Origin of the sequence: Lacticaseibacillus camelliae DSM 22697 = JCM 13995, assembly GCF_001311195.1 — a bacterium.
In the GTDB taxonomy this organism is placed as follows: Bacteria; Bacillota; Bacilli; order Lactobacillales; family Lactobacillaceae; genus Lacticaseibacillus; species Lacticaseibacillus camelliae.
On record NZ_BBAJ01000001.1, the window covers coordinates 32,291 to 50,791 of the forward strand.

General features: G+C 53.3%; 14 protein-coding genes, 3 pseudogenes and 1 riboswitch. Of the genes and pseudogenes, 11 read left to right on the plus strand and 6 right to left on the minus strand.

Translation table 11 applies throughout. The features are described from left to right. Positions 1 to 27 precede the first annotated feature (27 nt). From JCM13995_RS15290 to JCM13995_RS00160, 4 genes are read left to right on the plus strand one after another with little or no spacing between them, the layout of a single operon-like run. Positions 28 to 270, plus strand: coding sequence for a hypothetical protein (locus JCM13995_RS15290; RefSeq protein ID WP_054661286.1), 243 nt, complete (start codon positions 28 to 30; stop codon positions 268 to 270). After that, entirely contained in the window at positions 195 to 638 is a 444-nt protein-coding gene (locus JCM13995_RS00150) for a DUF3324 domain-containing protein (protein ID WP_082397631.1), read from the plus strand. Before JCM13995_RS15290 ends, JCM13995_RS00150 begins: the two co-directional genes overlap by 76 nt. After that, positions 638 to 958 carry an LPXTG cell wall anchor domain-containing protein gene (locus tag JCM13995_RS00155; protein WP_054661292.1) on the plus strand — a complete coding sequence of 107 codons (321 nt, stop codon included), beginning with the start codon at positions 638 to 640 and terminating at the stop codon, positions 956 to 958. Before JCM13995_RS00150 ends, JCM13995_RS00155 begins: the two co-directional genes overlap by 1 nt. Positions 959 to 1,018: 60 nt before the next feature. Then, entirely contained in the window at positions 1,019 to 2,482 is a 1,464-nt protein-coding gene (locus tag JCM13995_RS00160) for a lectin-like domain-containing protein (protein WP_054661295.1), read from the plus strand. Between the two features lie 749 nt (positions 2,483 to 3,231). Here the strand turns inward: JCM13995_RS00160 and JCM13995_RS00170 are convergent. The 6 genes from JCM13995_RS00170 to JCM13995_RS00190 form a co-directional block, all read right to left on the minus strand. After that, positions 3,232 to 3,948, minus strand: a complete 717-nt coding sequence (locus JCM13995_RS00170) for a TasA family protein (protein WP_054661301.1) — start codon at positions 3,946 to 3,948, stop codon at positions 3,232 to 3,234. Between the two features lie 57 nt (positions 3,949 to 4,005). Further along, entirely contained in the window at positions 4,006 to 4,476 is a 471-nt protein-coding gene (locus JCM13995_RS00175) for a signal peptidase I (protein WP_054661304.1), read from the minus strand. Positions 4,477 to 4,506: 30 nt separating this feature from the next. Continuing rightward, a complete protein-coding gene (locus tag JCM13995_RS00180; protein ID WP_225350600.1) occupies positions 4,507 to 8,565 on the minus strand; it encodes a GH92 family glycosyl hydrolase in 4,059 nt (1,352 codons plus the stop codon). Positions 8,566 to 8,902: 337 nt separating this feature from the next. After that, positions 8,903 to 9,070, minus strand: a complete 168-nt coding sequence (locus tag JCM13995_RS17375; protein ID WP_369385568.1) for a CAT RNA binding domain-containing protein — start codon at positions 9,068 to 9,070, stop codon at positions 8,903 to 8,905. A 476-nt stretch (positions 9,071 to 9,546) separates the two neighbouring features. Beyond that, positions 9,547 to 10,290 (minus strand): amino acid ABC transporter ATP-binding protein, encoded by a 744-nt coding sequence (locus JCM13995_RS00185; protein WP_054661310.1) that lies wholly within the window; start codon positions 10,288 to 10,290, stop codon positions 9,547 to 9,549. 13 nt (positions 10,291 to 10,303) lie between these two features. Continuing rightward, on the minus strand, positions 10,304 to 11,890 hold the full coding sequence (locus tag JCM13995_RS00190) for an ABC transporter permease subunit (protein WP_082397639.1): 1,587 nt from the start codon (positions 11,888 to 11,890) through the stop codon (positions 10,304 to 10,306). A 118-nt stretch (positions 11,891 to 12,008) separates the two neighbouring features. Continuing rightward, a riboswitch (Lysine riboswitch) is annotated at positions 12,009 to 12,179 on the minus strand. A gap of 534 nt (positions 12,180 to 12,713) precedes the next feature. On the opposite strand from JCM13995_RS00190, the pseudogene JCM13995_RS00195 reads away from it, so the two are divergent. From JCM13995_RS00195 to JCM13995_RS00225, 7 genes and pseudogenes are all read left to right on the plus strand, one after another. Then, positions 12,714 to 13,687 (plus strand): annotated as a pseudogene (locus JCM13995_RS00195) (mannose/fructose/sorbose PTS transporter subunit IIA). A gap of 42 nt (positions 13,688 to 13,729) precedes the next feature. Continuing rightward, positions 13,730 to 14,552: pseudogene (locus tag JCM13995_RS00200) on the plus strand (PTS mannose/fructose/sorbose transporter subunit IIC). A 48-nt stretch (positions 14,553 to 14,600) separates the two neighbouring features. Then, positions 14,601 to 15,514, plus strand: a pseudogene (locus tag JCM13995_RS00205) (PTS system mannose/fructose/sorbose family transporter subunit IID). A 108-nt stretch (positions 15,515 to 15,622) separates the two neighbouring features. Then, entirely contained in the window at positions 15,623 to 16,033 is a 411-nt protein-coding gene (locus tag JCM13995_RS00210; RefSeq protein ID WP_054661316.1) for a DUF956 family protein, read from the plus strand. Positions 16,034 to 16,198: 165 nt separating this feature from the next. After that, entirely contained in the window at positions 16,199 to 16,894 is a 696-nt protein-coding gene (locus tag JCM13995_RS00215) for a response regulator transcription factor (protein ID WP_156314258.1), read from the plus strand. Further along, a complete protein-coding gene (locus JCM13995_RS00220) occupies positions 16,884 to 18,269 on the plus strand; it encodes a sensor histidine kinase (protein WP_054661322.1) in 1,386 nt (461 codons plus the stop codon). The genes JCM13995_RS00215 and JCM13995_RS00220 overlap by 11 nt, the downstream gene beginning before the upstream one ends. Positions 18,270 to 18,355: 86 nt before the next feature. Further along, a complete protein-coding gene (locus JCM13995_RS00225; RefSeq protein WP_054661325.1) occupies positions 18,356 to 18,496 on the plus strand; it encodes a teichoic acid D-Ala incorporation-associated protein DltX in 141 nt (46 codons plus the stop codon). Positions 18,497 to 18,501: the final 5 nt, after the last annotated feature.

Genomic DNA, 18,501 nt, shown 5'->3' on the forward strand with positions numbered 1-18,501 from the left:
CCCCCGGATGGGTTCCGGGGGGTCCTGTTGGGTGCGCTATATCTCGTGGATAATGAGCGGTCGGGCGGCGAAGAAAGTGGCGGGGTGGCCATCAAGAATCGGTTTGCCACGGTCGTCGGCGTGCAGCTGCAAACCTCGACCGGCGCGATCAATGGCATCGTCCCGCACTTGAAACTGCTGCGGGTGGCGCCGGCGTGCACGATAACCAGCCCAGTGTGCTGGCGACCCTGCAAAACGATCGACCGACTTATTGGGGCAAAATGCGGCTGAAGGCGACCGTCACCAGGCGCGATCAAAAGACGGTCGTCATGCAGCGCGAGGCGGCTAATTACGCCGTGGCCCCTAACTCGCATTTTAATTTTGCGGTAACGAACCAGAAGGCGCTGGACCCCGGCGACTACACGCTGAATCTGGCGGTGACCGGGCCGCATGGGCATTGGCAGTTTCGCCGCAATTTTTCCATTCTGGTCGGTGAAGCGGAGAGTATCAACAAGGAGGTCGGCCTTAAGCGGCGGTTCGTCATGCCGTGGTGGGGCTGGGCGCTGATTGGCCTCGCGCTTCTGGTAGTGGTCGCGGCCTGCTGGTGGGTGCTGCACCGGCCAAGTAAGTCGCTGCTTCGTGAAAGGAGGGAGGCTTGATGCACCGAATACGAATTGGGTTGATCATGCTCGTACTGGCGGTGATTGCCGCGCCGGCCTCAATGGTGGGTGCAAGCGCCGAATCAGGGGCGACTGTTGCCGAGTTCGTGGTGACTGGCAAAACGCCGCCGCAGCAGAAACCGGCCCCTCCGTCGGTCGTGCACTATTCCCCGCGTGACCGACTGCCTGGCACCGGTGACACGCGGCAGTTGCCGCACACCGGTGATCAGACCAACCACTGGCTAGTGATTCTTGGCGGAGTTGTGATTGGCAGTTTGGGCCTGGCAGCGATGGTGAGGAGGGATGATCGTGAAGCATAAACGTTTTGCGCTTGTCTCAGCCATTGTGGCGGGAGCCTGGCTATCGGCAGTCGGACCGCCGTGGTTCAGGCCGCGCCGGCCGCAGATTACTTGCCATGGCTGACCGGATCGTACCCGGAACCGATTGATCCTGCCACGGGGCTCCCGGCCTTTGTCCCTTTTGAAGAGGTGATGAGCCCCCTTTCTGGAACGAAGGACTCCAGCAAAGTTCTAACAAATGGAGATGGGAACCACGTCGCTGTAAAGGTGACGGATGGGCCGACCCAAAGCGGCTCGATTTGGAGCACCTATACGCTGGATCTGACCAAGAGCTTCGATGCACGAATGAACCTTTACTTTAATTCGGGCACAGATTTAGGCGACGGCATGGCGTTCGTCATGAGCGGCGCCAAACCAACCCAGGTCTATGGCATTGGCTCGGCGCTTGGTATCTGGCGGTCTCAGCTTAGAGATGGCGCGAAAATGGCCGCGCTGCCCAAGAGCTTTGCCATTGCCTTTGATACCACGGATAATCACGATCGCCAGGACCATAACGTTGTCCAAAAAGGGGCCGGTCAGTATGTCGGTTGGGGTTATCCAGCGCAACCTAACCAGTCCGCCAAAAGCTTAGGAATGCTGGGTACTGGGCTAGAAGACTTGCCGATTCAGTGGGCTTCGGGCAACAGTTATGGCGATCCGGGCTTGGGCGGCTACCAGGCGCTCGATAATGCGATGACTGACGGCACGTGGCACCCGCTGCACATTCATTGGGAGGCAGCAGGGGACGGTGGCGGCACGTTCTCGTTTCAATTCGCGGTTGGCAGCGAGGTTGTTGACCAGTCACTGACCTGGTCTCAAGATGATGTCGCGCGGTACTTTGACGGCACAACCGTTTACTGGGGCTTCACTGGGACGGCTGGGGCGTACGTTGAAGATGCAGTGGTCGCTTTTCAGAGCATTCCCGGGGTGTTGGATAACGGTATGACGGCCGAGGTGACTCAAGGCACTGTGTATCCGCGATCCGTCCTGAGCCAGGACTACACCATCACCTACGATCCAAACGCCAGCCTTCAAGCCTGGCCGCAACCGAGTGGTGGGCAGCAGAGCGCCTTGTACGCCCAGCTGCTAACCGGCAGTCATTACGGGTTTGTGGTGGCTAACGATGGTAACATTCACCTAGACCTAGGCGGCGGGAAGGAGCTGTTAGCCGATATCCCGGCCGGTGAACAGCCCGGCGATATAACTGACCGGGCAGGCAATTCGGTGAGGTATGTGAATAAGATCGCCCTAGATACTGTGCCGCCTTTTCCTAAAAACATGACGGTGCAGACGCTTAAGTTCAGCGCGCCGATCATCGCAAGAGAGGTTGGTGGCGCCGAAACCGTATCTGCCGGGACCGTGATTGGCAATAACGGCCAGGCGACGGCCAATGTTTCGCTGCCAGCTGTGGTTCCGGAGCCGCTGACCCTCGATGCGGTACCGAGCTTCAAGTTTGGTGAAGGTGATGCACCGAAAATCACCGTGGGTGAGCTGATCGATGGCTGAACGCCAAGCCGGGCATTGCCTCGGGGAACATTTCTGCCGCGATTCCTGATGGCGCGACTAATCGCCTGACAGCCAAAATGGCGTCTTTTCAGCTAGGACCAGGCTACCAAGCCGGCAGCGCGCACCTGGCCTTTTCTTACAATGGGGCCATTCACACGCTGACAGACAATAACAGCGAGACAGAGCTTTTTAATGTGACCGGCAGTCAACTGCCCGATGGCACGGTGTCGAACCCGACTCTCACGATTGCGCCATATGCGCACGCAACCGTCGGCGTGCATAAGAGCTGTATTGAGTGGACCCTGACCTCCTCGCCGCCAATGAGGTAAGTAACACCTGCGTCAGCTAAGTCGTGGGGATAGTTCATAAGCCCAGGGCCGCCACTAAACGGGACGAAAAAGGCAACCGACGATTGGTCGATTGCCTTAATTTTGTATGAAAAGAGAGGACCTCTAAATGGGTAAAATTTAGTCTTCAACACCAGTTGACATAGAGCCGAAAAAGGGATTGCGAGCTGGCGATTCAGCGGTAGTCATTAGGAACGCAAAAGCCCCACCACCATCATCGAATGAATTCCGATTCTTCATCCGGTAACGGCGACAGGGCCTCGTATTCGCTGCGTTCGGAGACAGCCAATAGTGTGTTGTAAATTCTGTGTAATACTAGGTGATAATAAGGGTATTTCTAGAACTAAAACCTAAGACGTATGACAGCAATGATTTAATACAGTGTTTGGAAAGGTAAGTGAGTTACCGATTGGCGAGTGCGCGCAGGTGTGCCAATGCGTGCTGCGCTTGTGCATGGGTCGCTGAGGCGTCCTTAGAGGACCTTGTCGTTGGATTTTCCAATGGCAGAAGGTCGTCTTGAGTGAGTCCAAACGACTTCTTCATGGCACCGTCGAGCACCTGCGTAGTCTCCGTCTGGAGGTCAAGCTTGATGGCTGCACCTTGGTATTGGTTGCCCATCACGTCACCGTTGAAGGAATCAATCGCCTTGATGTTAACCGTCGTGCCCGGATCCAACAGAACGTAAGTTGCGCCAGACTTATCAGTGAACCAGTAAGCACCATCGTTGTCGAAGTAATCACCAGACGCTGGGCCAAAGACAAAGTTGATAGCGTTAGATGACGCAGCTTCGAACTTGCGCTGAGCGGCTGGAATCACCTTCATGTCGTTATCTGCGTAAGCAAACTTGATTTGATTGGCGTTTTTGATGCGCGTAACACTTGCCAGGGAGCCTTTGTTGGAAATCGTACCAGGCAAATCTACCTGGGTCCCCGGTTCGTAATTTTTTGAGACGTCCGGGGTGGGAATGTTAGTGGTTGTGCGCATCGTGCCAATTGAGATGTTTTGCGTAGACTCGCTACTAGCAGTGAACCAGGCGTAGGTGCCGCCGCCAACGCTCAGCAGTAATGCCGCTAGGGCTGCTGCAATTTTGCCACGGTTACTAATATGGAACTTTTTCATGATCTTTCTTCTCCTTCTGAGCTAGGATAATGATTTGGCGTAGTAGCCATAGCCCAATTAATACGCTGGCTGCGAAAGCCAGCCAGCTGGCTGCTGGAAGAACAAGGCAACGTATCCAAGGTAGGGAATCACCAGCATTAACTTACCAAGCACATTTGCGCACGAAGTCAGTCTGGTATCTTCATAAGTATTAGCATCGCCTTTGGTTTCAAATCGTATGTCACCTGATCTTTTGGGTATAGCGACAACTCTGTGGGTTAGTACGGTGCCATCGACATTAGTGGAGATAATGTCTCCAGGGCGGATCTCGTGGGGATCAACTGATCGTGTGACGATTAAGCTGCCAACAGGCATCCGCGGGGCCATACTCCCACTTTGAACGACTCTGAAAGAAAGCGTGCCAGATGCCTGGTTGTAGAAGAGGCGATTGATACCAGTGAGTAGTAATAGCCCAAAAGCAATCAACAAAGCTAGGTTACATAGCCAACTGACGATGCGATGCTTGTTCTTTGGTTTGGATACGGACATTGCAATCCTTCCTTAACTAATTAGAAGTAACTAATTTGATACACGGACCAGCGTCTTGGCTGTGGTACCACCAGGGGCGGTCACATAGACGTAGCTCATACCGGATTTCTTGGCCGTTACCGTGCCGTCGGCGGAAACTGACAGAACATCGTCTTTCTGAACGCTCCAGATCAGGTCTTGGGCGTTGACACCTGTAGGGGTGGCGTTGAGCTTGATCTTCTGACCGCGTTTGACAATGTTCAGATTGGAATTGTTCAGCTTGACAGTCGCGTTCGTATCTTTCATGTCGCCAAGCAGTTCAATTTCGCCAATCTTACCTTCGCCGCCGTTGAACTGGATGCGATAGTGGCTGAAGGCTTTGTTCTTTTGGTCAACCAGGTAAGGCTTGGTCTGTTGATCATAGGTGAAGCCGACCTTGGTCTGGGTGCCGACCTTGGTCCACTTCTTGCCATCGTTGGAGCCGAGTACTGTGACAGACTTGAAGGTCGTATCCTTGTTGATGTTGGTCAGGGTCATCAGGCTGACAACGCGGGCCTTATCCAAGGTGACGTCGATGGTTGAACCATTCTTCACGTCAGTTGCGGTGTCACTGTTGTTATCAGTCAAGTTCTTCGCATCAGGAATTGCACTGTCAATCTTGACTGCCTTATCAAAGGCATCGGTCTTGACGTAAGGCGCCTCGGTGCCTTGGGTCAGGGAAGCAGGCTTATCTGATGGCTGGGTTCCGCGTGTCTTGTTCGGTGTTGCCGACATGTTGAAGGTCAAAGTGCCGCCCTTCATAAGGTCCTTGTAGTTCATGTACAGAGTGGAAACCGGCTTACCATTAAAGGTGACGCTGTCCACGTAGACATTTGTCTTGCTGTTGTTCGGTGCGTTGACGGTCAGCGTCTTGCCGTTTGGCAGCTGAACGGTTGCTTGATCAAACAGTGGAGAGCCCAGGACGAACTGGTTGGTCGCAAGGTTCTCTGGGTACAGCCCGAGTGCAGAGAGGATGTACCATGCAGAGGCTTCACCGTTATCTTCGTCACCTAAGTAGCCTTGACCGAAATCACTGCCAACATATAGGCGGCTCAGAATGTCGCGAACATACTTCTGAGTTTCGTAAGGCTTGTTGGAGAAAGCATACATATAAAGAATGTCGTGTCCTGGCTGGTTGCTGTGTTCGTATTCGCCCAGTTTGCCTTCGCGTTGTTCACGCGCTTCGTGAATCACAAAGTCACCTGGCTTCCAGTCGCCTGGTGTGGTGACAATTTGGTCGAGCTTTTGACCCAACCCGGCTGGACCACCGTACAGGTTGGCTAGGCCATTACCATCTTGCGGGACTGGTACTGCACCGTAGTCAAACGCATTTGTTTCTGTGTAGTCATGAGCCCATGAGCGGGGATCAAACGTGCTTGGCGTGGAGGTCCAACTGCCGTCAGTGTGCTTACCTTTGAACCAATCATCGGTCGCGGTCTTGCCACTGCCATCAAAGAGGTTGACATAGCTCAGCGCACGGTTCTTGAAGTACTCGGCTGCCCCTTTATCGCCCTTCTTAAGCGCCATCTGATAAAGGCCATAATCACTGATGTAGCCTTCGACTGACCATGAAAGGCCTTTGTCATCGGCTTCTGCTGGAACGTAGCCAATAAATTCAGACTGGTTTAAGTCAGTCCGGCCACCGTTAACCAAGTCCGTTGACTTAACTGTGGCGTTCTTCAAGGCTGCCTGATAAGCGTCATCACTGTCGAATGGAATGCCCTTGTTTAATGCATCGGCAAAGATGATGTCCTGGTTGGTGCCGACCATACTGTTGGTGCCACCCGGAGCGATCCAACGCGGAACCCAGGTGCTGTCCTTGAAGTGCTGGGTCAGGCCATTCAGGTAGCTGCTTTCCTTGTCAGGAGACAGTAGGGAGTAAGCTGACCAAGCAGTGCGGTAGGTGTCCCAGAAGCCGTTGTTGTAGTACATAACGCCATCTTTGGCGACCGGGTGCTCCATGTCGCCGCTGTACGGATCACTGTGAATCCACTGTGGCTTGTCATTTGTGCCCTTGTTTTCGCCGTAGAACGTCGGATACATGTAAAGGCGGTACAGGTTGGAGTAAAGTGTGGTCTTTTGAGCATCCGATGCGCCTTTGACTTGGATCTTGTTCAGCACAGAGTTCCAGTCGTTGGTAGTCTGGTTTTCCAGTTGACCAAAGGTGGTCTGCGCCAGCTCAAGGTCGTAGTTCTTCTTGGCTTGCTCTGCGCTGATAAACGAGGTGGCAACCTTCATGGTGACTTTGTTGCTATCGAAGCTGACGATCCCTTGTTTGCTGTTTTCAACCTTGGCCTGGGTGTAAGGCTGGTCAAAGGTCCCGTAGACGTACATCTGCTTCATGCCGTTATTACCGTTCTTTGTAATCTCGGTGAAGGAGTTGGTGGCCTTGTCAAAGGTAAGAGTACCGTCGCCCTTGGAGGAGTCAAAAATTACGTTCTTGTTTTTGGCCGAGTCGGCAAAGTTAAACTCAGTAATGGAACCGTGCATGCTTGGCGTCAAGCTGATCGAAGAACCGGCTGCGGCACCGCCGTCTGGGAACTTGATTGAGTAAAGTTGAGGCTTGGCAACTTCATCATCGTGGCTGAAGTTGGTCTCGTACTTGGTGTGGTCAATGTCAGCACCACTTTGAACCTTGCTGGCATCGATGGAAGTATTAGCCATGAATTGCCAAGTGCCGCGGTCGCCAACCCAAATGGATGGCTCGTGACTGATGGTGATGTGCTGGAATTTCCGGCCGCCATTTTGCTGGTATTGATACATCGTATCATTGCCGTATTCAGTAACTGGGGCCCAGAAGTTGAAGCCGTTTGGCACGGTCGTTGCCGGTACTGTCAAGCCGCGGGAAAAGTTTCCGTTAGAGTTGGTCCCGCGCAGCGTGTTGACGTAATCAACTGTACTGTTGATCGTTCTTTTGGCTTCATTACCAGAGAAGACCTTTACGTCATCCAGGAAGTTATCAAAGGTCTTCCCAGCGGTGGCGTTATCGTCTTCGAAGCTGACCATCATCTTGGTAATAGTCTTGCCAGCGGCGATTTCACCAATGTTTGTGGTGATCTGGTTCCACTGGTTGTAGTACAGTGACCGGGAATCACCTTGGGCTTCGGGTGTGACTTCAAACCCATCGGTACTGGTAGGTTTGAGGTCGCTCAGGTGTGTACCATCTGAGAACTCCAGGTCCACACTCATGTGCATCGGTGTGTACGAGTAATCGTAGTGGTTGTCATAGTTGTGCTGACCATCAGACGGATAGATCTTGTACTGTAGGTTTGTGTCCTTTTGTACCTTGAGATTTAGATTATCAATAATGTCATTGTGGGCATAAACCTTACCGGAATCAGTGACCTTGCCTTTAACTTCCAGAGCTTGCGCCCCTGTCCAGCCGACGTTGTTCTGTTGGTTAATGGCATCTGTCGGCCCGTTACTGAGTGTAGTTGCCATTTCTGATTTAGCGCCGGTGTCTTTGACGCCAGTCCCCAGAACTAATCCAGAGAATTGAGTCATCGGGGCACCGCCGTTTTTGCTTACGACCAGTTTAAACTGGTCGTAAGCTTTACTGGTTTTGATCTTGTAATTATTGTAAGTTTCCCGGCCGGAGAATGTCTGGTTGGTTTGCTTATCAATTGAAGTCCAGTTCTTTCCGTCGTTGCTGGCAAGTAATTCCCAGTCCGCCGGGTCACGGGTAGGCTCGTCATTGGCGGAGCTAATAGCATATTCCCCAATCTGTTCTGGCTTCGTAAGTGAAAAGCTAACCGAAATATTCTGACCGTTATTCTCGTTAGTATTGAATTTTGTTCCTACGTTCCCATCAAATAGATTCTGCTTGGTTTCCGAATCAGGGTTAAAGTCTGAACTTCCTTTAATGCTTGATTTATCGACCTCTGCACTGACATCACCGTCGACAACACTGCCGTAAGAAGCGGTAACACCTTTGGTGCCGAGCTTTGCATCAGTTTGATTGAGCTGAACTGGTGTCTTCTCATTTGCTTCAAACGACGTAAAGAACGACGAGGTGTCGTTCGTGCTACCTGCCGCGTGAGTGTACTGATTGTTGGTTGGTGCTAGGCTCATTAAAACCCCTGAGCAAACTAGTGTAACCAGCAATTCAATCTTTCTCTGCTTCTTCATGCTGAACCCCTTTTCCGCATTGCATTATAGAAAAAGTCAACTTGCTGTTTGGTCAATCCTGTCACTGTAAGCTGAAGGTACTGCCAGAAGCCCACGAATTAGAGTTTTGTACTCAGCTAAAATGACAATGACCGGTCCCAAACGGGTTATCCTGTGGACGAAAATAGTTATTAGTAAGCTGCAAGCGGTGCTGTTAATTAGATGCCACCCCTTTTCCCAAAGCTTACCGACAACTAGCGTTAGCTAATCGCTTTGACCAATCGTGCTGTTGAACAAAGACTTATTCAACCTGGGCCCAATCGATCTTATCGCCAGGATGCGCATTGAATCCTACGCCGCACCCCACGATAATTTTCGCGGTGCCGCGATCGTCCACCTGTACTAAATTGTTGTTGATCCGACGTGTAATCTTCACTTTCACCACCCCAAAGACTATATTTGTACACACGAATTTAGCGCTGTATAAAAATGACCTAATAACTTTAAGTTATTAGGTCATGCCGGAATTGTCCGTAACAAACCAACGTTAAAATCGCTTACACGTGAATGCTATCACGAACTTTGGCCTTGTCAACCTTATTTTACCTGTATAAACAAACACTATGATTAAAATCACAACGTTTTACAAGGGGTACCAATGCAGCGGAAAAATGATTCGGCTTAATGGGGCGCGTACCTGACAGTCAAGCTTGCCACAATAGCATAACAGAATTTATAAATGCAAATAACATATGGAAATTTTTGGGCCAACGGTTAAAAGTCGTCTTGCCGGGAAACTCTTTTTTATATGCGGCTTCAAGCGTCACAAGGGGGCTCGACTTGTCAGCTTTACCACCACTTTAGCTGATAGCGAAAGTGGCGAAGAATGATTCCATCGAATCATTCTTCGCCACTATGGTTAGTCTGTTTTATGCTGATGACGGATTAGATCCGGCTCAGGTAGCGCTTCAAGAAGTCCTGGGTGGCCTGTTGCTGCGGGTGACCGAAGAGTTCGTCCGGCTTGCCGGTTTCCGCGATGACGCCTTCGTGCATGAAGACGACTTTATCTGAAACGTCGCGGGCAAAAGCCATTTCGTGGGTGACGATGATCATCGTCAGCCCAGTGTGGGCCAGAGCGGTCATGGCGTTCAGGACGTCGTCGACCATTTCGGGGTCAAGGGCCGAGGTCGGCTCATCGAACAGCAGGACCTCGGGATCCATGGCCTCGGCCCGGGCGATGGCGACCCGCTGCTGCTGGCCACCGGAAAGCTGGGCCGGCTTGGCGTTGACGAACGGATCCATGCCGACACTGTTCAGCAGTTCCAGCGCATGCTTTTTCGCCTCGTCGGCGCCGCGGTTGAGCACGGTTTGCTGACCGACCATGACGTTTTGCAGCACAGTCAGGTTGTTGAACAGGTTAAACGACTGGAACACCATGCCGACATGGGCGCGGTACAGCGGCAGGTTAAAGTCGTCGGTCAGGATGCTTTTGCCGTGGAACAAAATGTCGCCATCCGTTGGGGTTTCGAGCAGGTTGACGTTGCGTAGCAGGGTCGACTTGCCGGAGCCGGAGCGGCCGATGATGGAGACCACCTGGCCTTTGTCGACTGTTAGGTTGATGTCCTTTAAGACCTCGTGAGTGCCGAAGGACTTTTTTAAATTACGCACTTCAATAATGGGTTCTGACATGTTTTTGTCCTCCTTACTTGATCTTTGGGGTGTCAACTTGCATCTGGTTGGTCATCAAATCGTAATCCTTGGGCCCATCCATCCGCTTTTCGACCAGTCTGAACAGCCGGCTGATGGTAAAGGTGAGCAGCAGGTAGATCCCGGCGACGACCAGGTAGGTGTGGAAGAACTGGAAGTTCTGACCCGCCACGGTTTCGGCGCTGAAGAACAGTTCGGAAACGGAGATGACGGACAGCACTGACGTATCCTTGATGTTGACGATGAATTCATTGGTGACGGCCGGCAGGGAATTGCGAATCGCTTGCGGCAGGATGACCTTGGTCATGGTTTGCCAGTGGGTCATGCCCAGCGCGTGTGCGGCTTCGAACTGGCCGGAGTCGACAGAGGTGATGCCCCCACGGATGATTTCAGAGATGTAAGCCCCGGTGTTAATAGACACAATGAACAAGGCGGCCACGGTACGGTCCATGTTGACGTGAAACGCGAGGGCGGCGCCGTAGTAAACGACGGCGGCCTGGACGATCATTGGGGTGCCCCGGAAGACTTCAATGTAGACGGCGAGCAGCCAGTTGCCGATGGCCCGCAGACCGCGTTTGCCGCGGTTCTTGGGTACCGGGGTGGTGCGGGCGATGCCGACCAGCAACCCGATCAGGAAACCAACGACGGTCCCAATCAGGGAGATGAACAGCGTCATACCGGTCCCACGCAGGAGCATCGGGCCGTACTGCTTCAGCAGGGCGACGAACCAGTTGCCCTGACTGGTGGTGGATGGCTGGTCCGCGACGGCCTGGTTCATTAACTGATCACGCTCTTTTTGCGGGATCTTTGCCAGCTCGGCGTTGATCTTGGCCTTGTCCGGGTCGTTCTTACGGATCCCAATCGCCAGATCCACGTCCTCCGGGTTGGTCTTGAAGCCATTTTTCTTGGAGAAACGCAGGTAGGTCAGATCGGGGTTGGCATTTTCGGCGGTGATGCCCTCAGGCACTTCGGAGACATAGCCGTCGATGGTGCCGGATTCAAGCGCCACCCGCATGGCGGGGAAGTTATCCATGGCGGGTTCCTTGATGACGCCCTTCATTTGCTTGATGGCCTGATAGTGGAAGGTCGACAGCTGCGCCGTGATCTTGGCGTTCTTGAAATCATTGATGCTCTTGGCTTTGGCGTACTTACTGTCGCGGCGTACCACGACGGTCAGCTTGCTGGCGTAGTAGGTATTGGTAAAATCGATGGTCTTGCGGCGTTCAGGCGTCGGGCTCATGCCCGCGATGATGGCGTCGATCTTGCCGGAGGTCAATGCCGGCGGCAGGCCATTCCAGGACGTCTTGACGACGACGACCTTTTTGCCCAAGGCCTTGGCGACCTTCTTGGCCATCTGGACGTCATAACCGTTGGCGTAATCCGAGCTGCCTTGGATCCTGACAGCGCCGTTCGCGGCCGTGTTTTGGGTCCAGTTGAACGGGGCGTAGCCGGCTTCCATGCCGACCTTGAACGTGCCCTTGGTTGCGGCGGCCACGTGCTGTGGCGTGCCGGCGCTGATGCCCGCCGCCACGGCGAGCAGTGCGAGACCGCTGACAAGGCGGCCCCAGAAATGCTTCTTCATCATTAAAAACTCCCTTCGTGTTGTCCCAAGTTAACTTGGTGAACCACGCGGGAAATAGAGAAGTAAAAAGGCCGGCCTATAAGTGAAATAGGCCGACCGATGATTTCAGTGGTTAAACCAGAATCATAGCGCTCCGAAGCTAGGCTTCGACAGTCCAGCGGGTTTCCCCAAACTGGCCCAACGCGCCCTGCCCCTGTGGCAGAATGCGTTTCGGCGGATTCGCTTACGGCTGATTCAACGTGACAGGCACTCCTCAGCGTTCGTCGTTTCCGCGACCTCTATTTCTTAGTGGTAAATTCAGTTGTCGCTTGCCAGTTTATGCGTCCGAAACCGCCGTGTCAAGGCGTTTGCTTAAGATAACGGTTTCAGCTGTGACCACCTGGGATACTGTCACAGGCGGTGAAGGTTATTGCGTTGGGCAAACCCTTAAGCTAGGGAGATGGCCTATCATCTCTTTCTGAGGCTTAGTCGCGGTTTGTATGAATTATTTTACTAACTAAAGGTTTATTCATCGATTAGAATTTTGTTTGTGGCCGGCGGTTTGTCGGCCTGTGTTAGAGAATGACGAGACTGGTACGCGTTTCAGACAAAAGCGGTTCGGATCGTGCGCTTAGCCAAAATTAATCATAAAAATTTTTTAGCCGCGAGCCTTAGTAGTAAGTGGTGTTTCATGAAAACGATTGTTTTTTTGAAGCTTCAACCTTTGCAATCGCAACCATTTTTGTGCAAACTATCTGCTGGACCGTGACACGTCACCCAACTTTTTGAGTTAAATCCGAATGGTGGCGCTATCAGTCTAAATACATATAGGAGGCGACAAACAATGGTCGGAATCATCCTTGCTAGCCACGGCGATTTTGCCAAAGGCATTATGCAATCAGGTCAGATGATCTTTGGTGAGCAGAAGAATGTTGAAGCAGTGACATTCCAGCCCAACGAAGGCCCGGACGACTTGAAAGCACACCTCGAGGAAGCCATTGCGAAGCTCGACTCAGATGATCAGGTCCTGTTCCTTATCGATTTGTGGGGCGGCTCTCCGTTCAACCAGTCTAACGGGTTGTTCGAGCAGCACAAAGATAAGTGGGCCATCGTCACTGGGTTGAACCTACCAATGCTGATTGAGGCATACGGTTCCCGTTTGTCCATGGATTCAGCGCACGATATTGCGGCGCACATTATTGAGTCAGGTAAAGACGGTATCAAAGTCAAGCCTGAAGAACTGGCACCAAAGGCGGTACCTGCTGCAGCACCAGCGCAGCACGTCAGCGGCGGTAAGCCAGGGAAGATGAGTTACGTTCTGGCTCGGATCGACTCTCGTCTGCTTCACGGGCAAGTTGCGACGCTTGGAGCAAAGAGACCAAGCCAACGCGGATCATTGTTGTATCGGACGGTGTCGCACACGACAAGCTGCGTAAACAGCTGATCACTGAAGCGGCCCCATCAGGTGTTAAGGCTCACGTCATTCCAATTGATCAGATGATCAAGATCGCCAAAGACGACAAGCACTTCGGCGGCGAAAAAGCGTTGCTATTATTCGAAACACCGGAAGACGCGAAAAAGGCCATTGACGGCGGCGTGCCGCTGAAGGAACTGAACGTTGGTTCCATGGCGCACTCAGTCGGCAAGGTTCAGCCGAACAAGGTCCTGGCCTTTGACCAGACCGATATTGACACGTTCAAGGCCTTGGAAAAGGAAGGCGTCACCTTCGATGTTCGGAAGGTCCCAACCGACAACAAGGACAACATGGACGCAATCCTCAAGAAGGCGCAAGACGCGCTGGATGCACAGAACAAGTAGCAATAGATTATATTCCTAATTAAATTTAAGGAGGATATTCACATGGATTTGAACTTTCTTCAAATCATCGGGGTCCTCATCGTGGCGTTCCTGGCAGGGATGGAAGGGGTTCTTGATGAATTCGAATTCCATATGCCAGTTGTAGCGTGCACGCTGATCGGGTTGGTCACTGGCCAGCTCATGCCTTGCCTGATTTTGGGTGGGACCTTACAGATGATTGCCCTTGGCTGGGCCAACGTTGGTGCCGCGATTGCACCTGACGCTGCCTTGGCTCAGTTGCTTCTGCTATTATTCTGGTTCTTGGCGGTCAGGGCCGTGCCGGAGTTAACTCCGCGATCGCCCTTGCGGTTCCGCTGGCGGTTGCCGGCCTGCTGCTGACCACCTTGGTTCGTACGGTTGCAACCGCGGTTGTCCACCTGATGGACCACGCGGCTGAAGAAGGCAGCTTTAAGATGCTGGACTTCTGGCAGTATGTTGCCATTGCTTTGCAGGGTCTGCGTATCGCGATCCCTGCCGGCTTGATCCTGGCTGTTGGTGCCGGTCCTGTTCGTTCCCTGCTTGGCCTCATGCTAAGTGGTTGACGGATGGCCTGGGCATCGGTGGTGGCATGGTCGTTGCAGTTGGGTACGCCATGGTTTTGAACATGATGGCGACCCGCGAAGTATGGCCATTCTTCATCATCGGTTTCGTTTTGGCAACCATTTCCCAGTTGACCCTGATCGGCCTTGGCGCGATCGGTGTGTCCCTGGCGCTGATCTACCTGACCCTGTCCAAGATGGGCGGTTCTTCTAGCAGCAATGGCGGCTCTTCTGACAACAATGGTGGCTCCGGCGATCCAGTCGGCGACATCATCGACAACTATTAGAGAAGGAGGTAGAAAAATATGGCTGATACAGCTGAAGTACAAGCAAGTTTGGCTGAACACAAGTACAGTTTAACGAAAGCTGACCGGATGAAGGTTTGCTGGCGTTCTACCTTCCTTCAGGGTTCATGGAACTACGAACGTATGCAAAATGGTGGCTGGTGCTACTCCTTGGTTCCTGCCATCAAGAAGCTCTACACGAAGAAGGACGACCAGATCGCCGCTTTGAAGCGACACATGGAGTTCTTCAACACTCACCCGTACCTGGCTTCACCGGTTATCGGTGTGGTCCTGGCGCTGGAAGAGGAACGTGCCAATGGCGCCCCAATCGATGACGTTGCCATCCAGGGCGTTAAGGTCGGCATGATGGGTCCTCTGGCCGGTGTCGGCGACCCAGTCTTCTGGTTCACCGCTCGTCCTATCCTTGGTGGTCTGGCTGCGTCCTTGGCGCTGGCTGGGAACATCATGGCCCAATCATTTTCTTTGTCGTTTGGAACCTGATGCGTGTGGCCTTCATGTGGTACACCCAGGAATTCGGCTACAAAGCCGGGTCTCGGATCGCGGACGACATGTCCGGTTCCCTGCTTCAGGATGTGACCAAGGGTGCTTCTATCCTCGGGATGTTCATTCTGGGTTCTCTGATCAACCGTTGGGTCACCGTTAAGTTCACCCCAGTGGTTTCGACGATCACTCAGCAAAAGGGTGCTTACATTGAATGGTCGAAGTTGCCGAAGGGCGCTGCGGGCATCAAGGAAGCACTGACTGAGCAGGCAAACGGCCTTTCTCTGGACAAGATGAAGGTCACCAAACTGCAGAACAACTTGGATCAACTGATTCCAGGTCTTGCAGCGCTGCTGCTGACCCTGCTTTGCATGTGGCTCCTCAAGAAGAAGGTTTCCCCAATCGTTGTTATCTTGGGCCTCTTCGTTGTTGGTATCGTGTTCCATGTCTGGGGTCTCATGTAAGTTTAGACCTGTTGGCCTCGGGGCGTCAGCTCCGAGGCTTTTCTTTTGATGAGGCGCCACGGCTGCGTGGCGTATAATAAACAGTAAAGTGGTAAAAGAGGGATATCGATGCAACAACCAGTGAAGTCAATCAATACGAAAGTCGACTTGACCGTCGATGCCACGTCTTACATGGGCATCGCCGATTACGGGAAAATGATGATCGGCGATCGCGGTCTCGAATGGTACGCCGACAAAAACGTCCAGAAGTACATCCAGATTCCTTGGGGTGAGGTGACGTTCGTTGAAGTCACGGTGATGTTTAAAGGCAAATACATTCCCCGCTTTACCGTTCACACCAAAACCAGCAGCAATTTTCCGTTTGCAACTCGGGATCCGAAACGCACACTGCGCGCGATCCGGGTCTACGTTGACCCCAAGAATCTGGTCCAGTCACGCACTTTTCTCAAGATCCTGGGGGGCTACCTACGTAATATTAAGTCGCGGTACTTCACCAAGGATAAACAAGCTAAAGATTAGATCTGAGGCCGATGACCGTTGCCTCTGCCAGTGCGGCAGGGGCTTTTTGGCGTGCAGCCGAGGGCGTTAATTGCCCGGGAAATGTTAAGATAACAGAACTGAAAGACGGTTGGGGCGGCCTGGGTGCTAGACTGGATAAAGACTGTAGTGGAAGGGGTGGCCATGGTGGCAGCAACGATCCTATTGGTAGAAGACGAGGCGGGGTTGATTTCATACCTGGATTCCGAATTACATTTTGAGGGGTACACGGTGTTGACTGCCCAGGATGGCCAGGCGGCATGGGATACGTGGCAGGCCAAGCAGGCGGAGATCAATCTGATCCTGCTGGACTGGATGATTCCCAAGCTCGACGGACTGGAAGTGATGCGCCGCGTGCGCAAGACGTCTGATGTGCCCATCATGATGATGACGGCGCGCGATTACGTGGGTGACAAGGTGGCTGGTCTTGATAACGGGGCCGATGATTACATTACCAAGCCGTTTGAGATCGAGGAGCTGTTGGCCCGCATTCGGGTGCTGATTCGCCGGGGGCAGCACCTGGTGCCCACGACCTATACCGTTGGGGACCTTACCCTGGACACCAAGGCCCGGCAGGTGCGCCGCGGTGGTCAGCTGGCTCAGTTGACGCAACGTGAGTATGACCTGCTGCTGGTGCTGATGCAGCACCGCGGGGAAGTCTGCACCCGCGACCAGCTGCTGGATGCGGTGTGGGGCACGGAATTTGACGGTCAGGCCAACATTGTGGATGTTTACGTCCGGTACTTGCGGCAAAAACTTGAATGCCCGGATGAACCGGCGCTGATCCAAACGGTCCGCGGTGTGGGCTACATGCTGGAAGAGGCGGCCAGTCATGCGGGGTAAAAGCAGCAGCGCGGCCCGGATGGCGCGTGCCTACAACGGCTTAATTGTTGCGCTGATGCTCCTGATTTTTGTGTCGGTGATCAGCGTGGTTGGCGGCCGTCTGATCAAGAACAAGCGCGACGATGCCGTTCAAGTGATGACGACGCTCCAGCACACCTTTGCGCAGCACGAGCCAGACTGGGATTACTGGCGTGACAATGCCCCACTAAACACGCGCCTGACCTTTGTTCGGGTGCGGGTCCGCCAGCCAGACGGCCGCGTCAGCGATTACTACACGCGGCACACGAAGGATTTTCTCGAGGATAATTTCAGCACCTGGCCGTTATCCTCTAATGTGCAGTACCAGCGCGGCCAAGGTGTGTATTATCACGTTGAAAAAGTCGTCAAGAAGGCGGGGTGGCGCACGACTTACTCAGTGTGGCTCAGTCTGAACAACATGATTGAGATCTTCAAACTGATTTCGCTGATGACCCTGTTGGTCACGGCGTTTGGTGTCATCATCGGGACACTGGGGACCTCACTTTTGGCCAAGCGGCTGAACCGTCCGCTTGTGGCGCTGACTGAGGCGACGAAGCAGATCACTGACCAGCCCGATGCCAACTACCACGAGCGCTTGCCGGTGCCGGAAGCGCCACAAGAGGTCCGCGAGCTTTCGCAGGAGTTTAACCGCCTGCTGCACTCGCTGAACGAGCAGGTGATCCGGGATAATCAGTTTGTTTCCGATGCCTCGCATGAGCTGAGGACGCCGCTGACGGCGATCCGCGGCCATGTCGCACTGCTGCGGCGGCACGGCACTGAGCATCCGGAGCTGATTCCGGATTCGCTGGCGGTCATCGACGACGAATCGATGAAAATGCAAAAGCTGATCGAAAGCCTGCTGGCGTTGTCGCGCATGGACCACGCCGAGGTCCAGGTGGCAGCATTTGACGTCGCTGGGCTCGCCCGCCGGGTGGTCAGCCGCTTCCAGCCGCAAAGTAAACAAAATCTTAAAGTCGTGATGCCAAGACGGCTGATGGTCCTGGCAAATGCCGAAAGCGTCGAGCACGCGCTGTTATCTTTGCTGTCCAACGCGAATAAATACGTTCCAGCTAACACTATTGTCACCATCAGCGGCCAACCGGTCGGGGATCACGTCGAGCTCAGTGTCGCGGACCTCGGTCCGGGCATTCCTGACAGCGAGAAAGCACGTGTGTTTGATCGCTTCTTTCGGCTCGATGAATCCCGGTCCAAGGCCATTTCAGGCACTGGGCTGGGGCTGGCCATCACGCGCCGGCTCATCACGCTGAGCGGCGGGTCGATCCGCGTGGTGGATAATCAACCGCAGGGTAGCCGCTTCATGATTAACTTAAAAGCACCGGTTTCTGAAAGTCTTTAATGTGACCTTTAGAAACTGTTCCTGACCGAATAAGCAACGTCCACTACACTGTGGTCGTTGTTTATTTATTTTGCCAAGGAGTCTTCATGATGAAAACATTCTTTGCGCGGCCCGGCGTCCGCTTCGTATTAAAAACGTTATTTTACGCGGTGGTGCTGCTGACGTTGGTATACCTGTACAGCTACCGCGGCGTCGCCGGTGGTCACTTTATCTATAACGAGTTCTAGGAGGC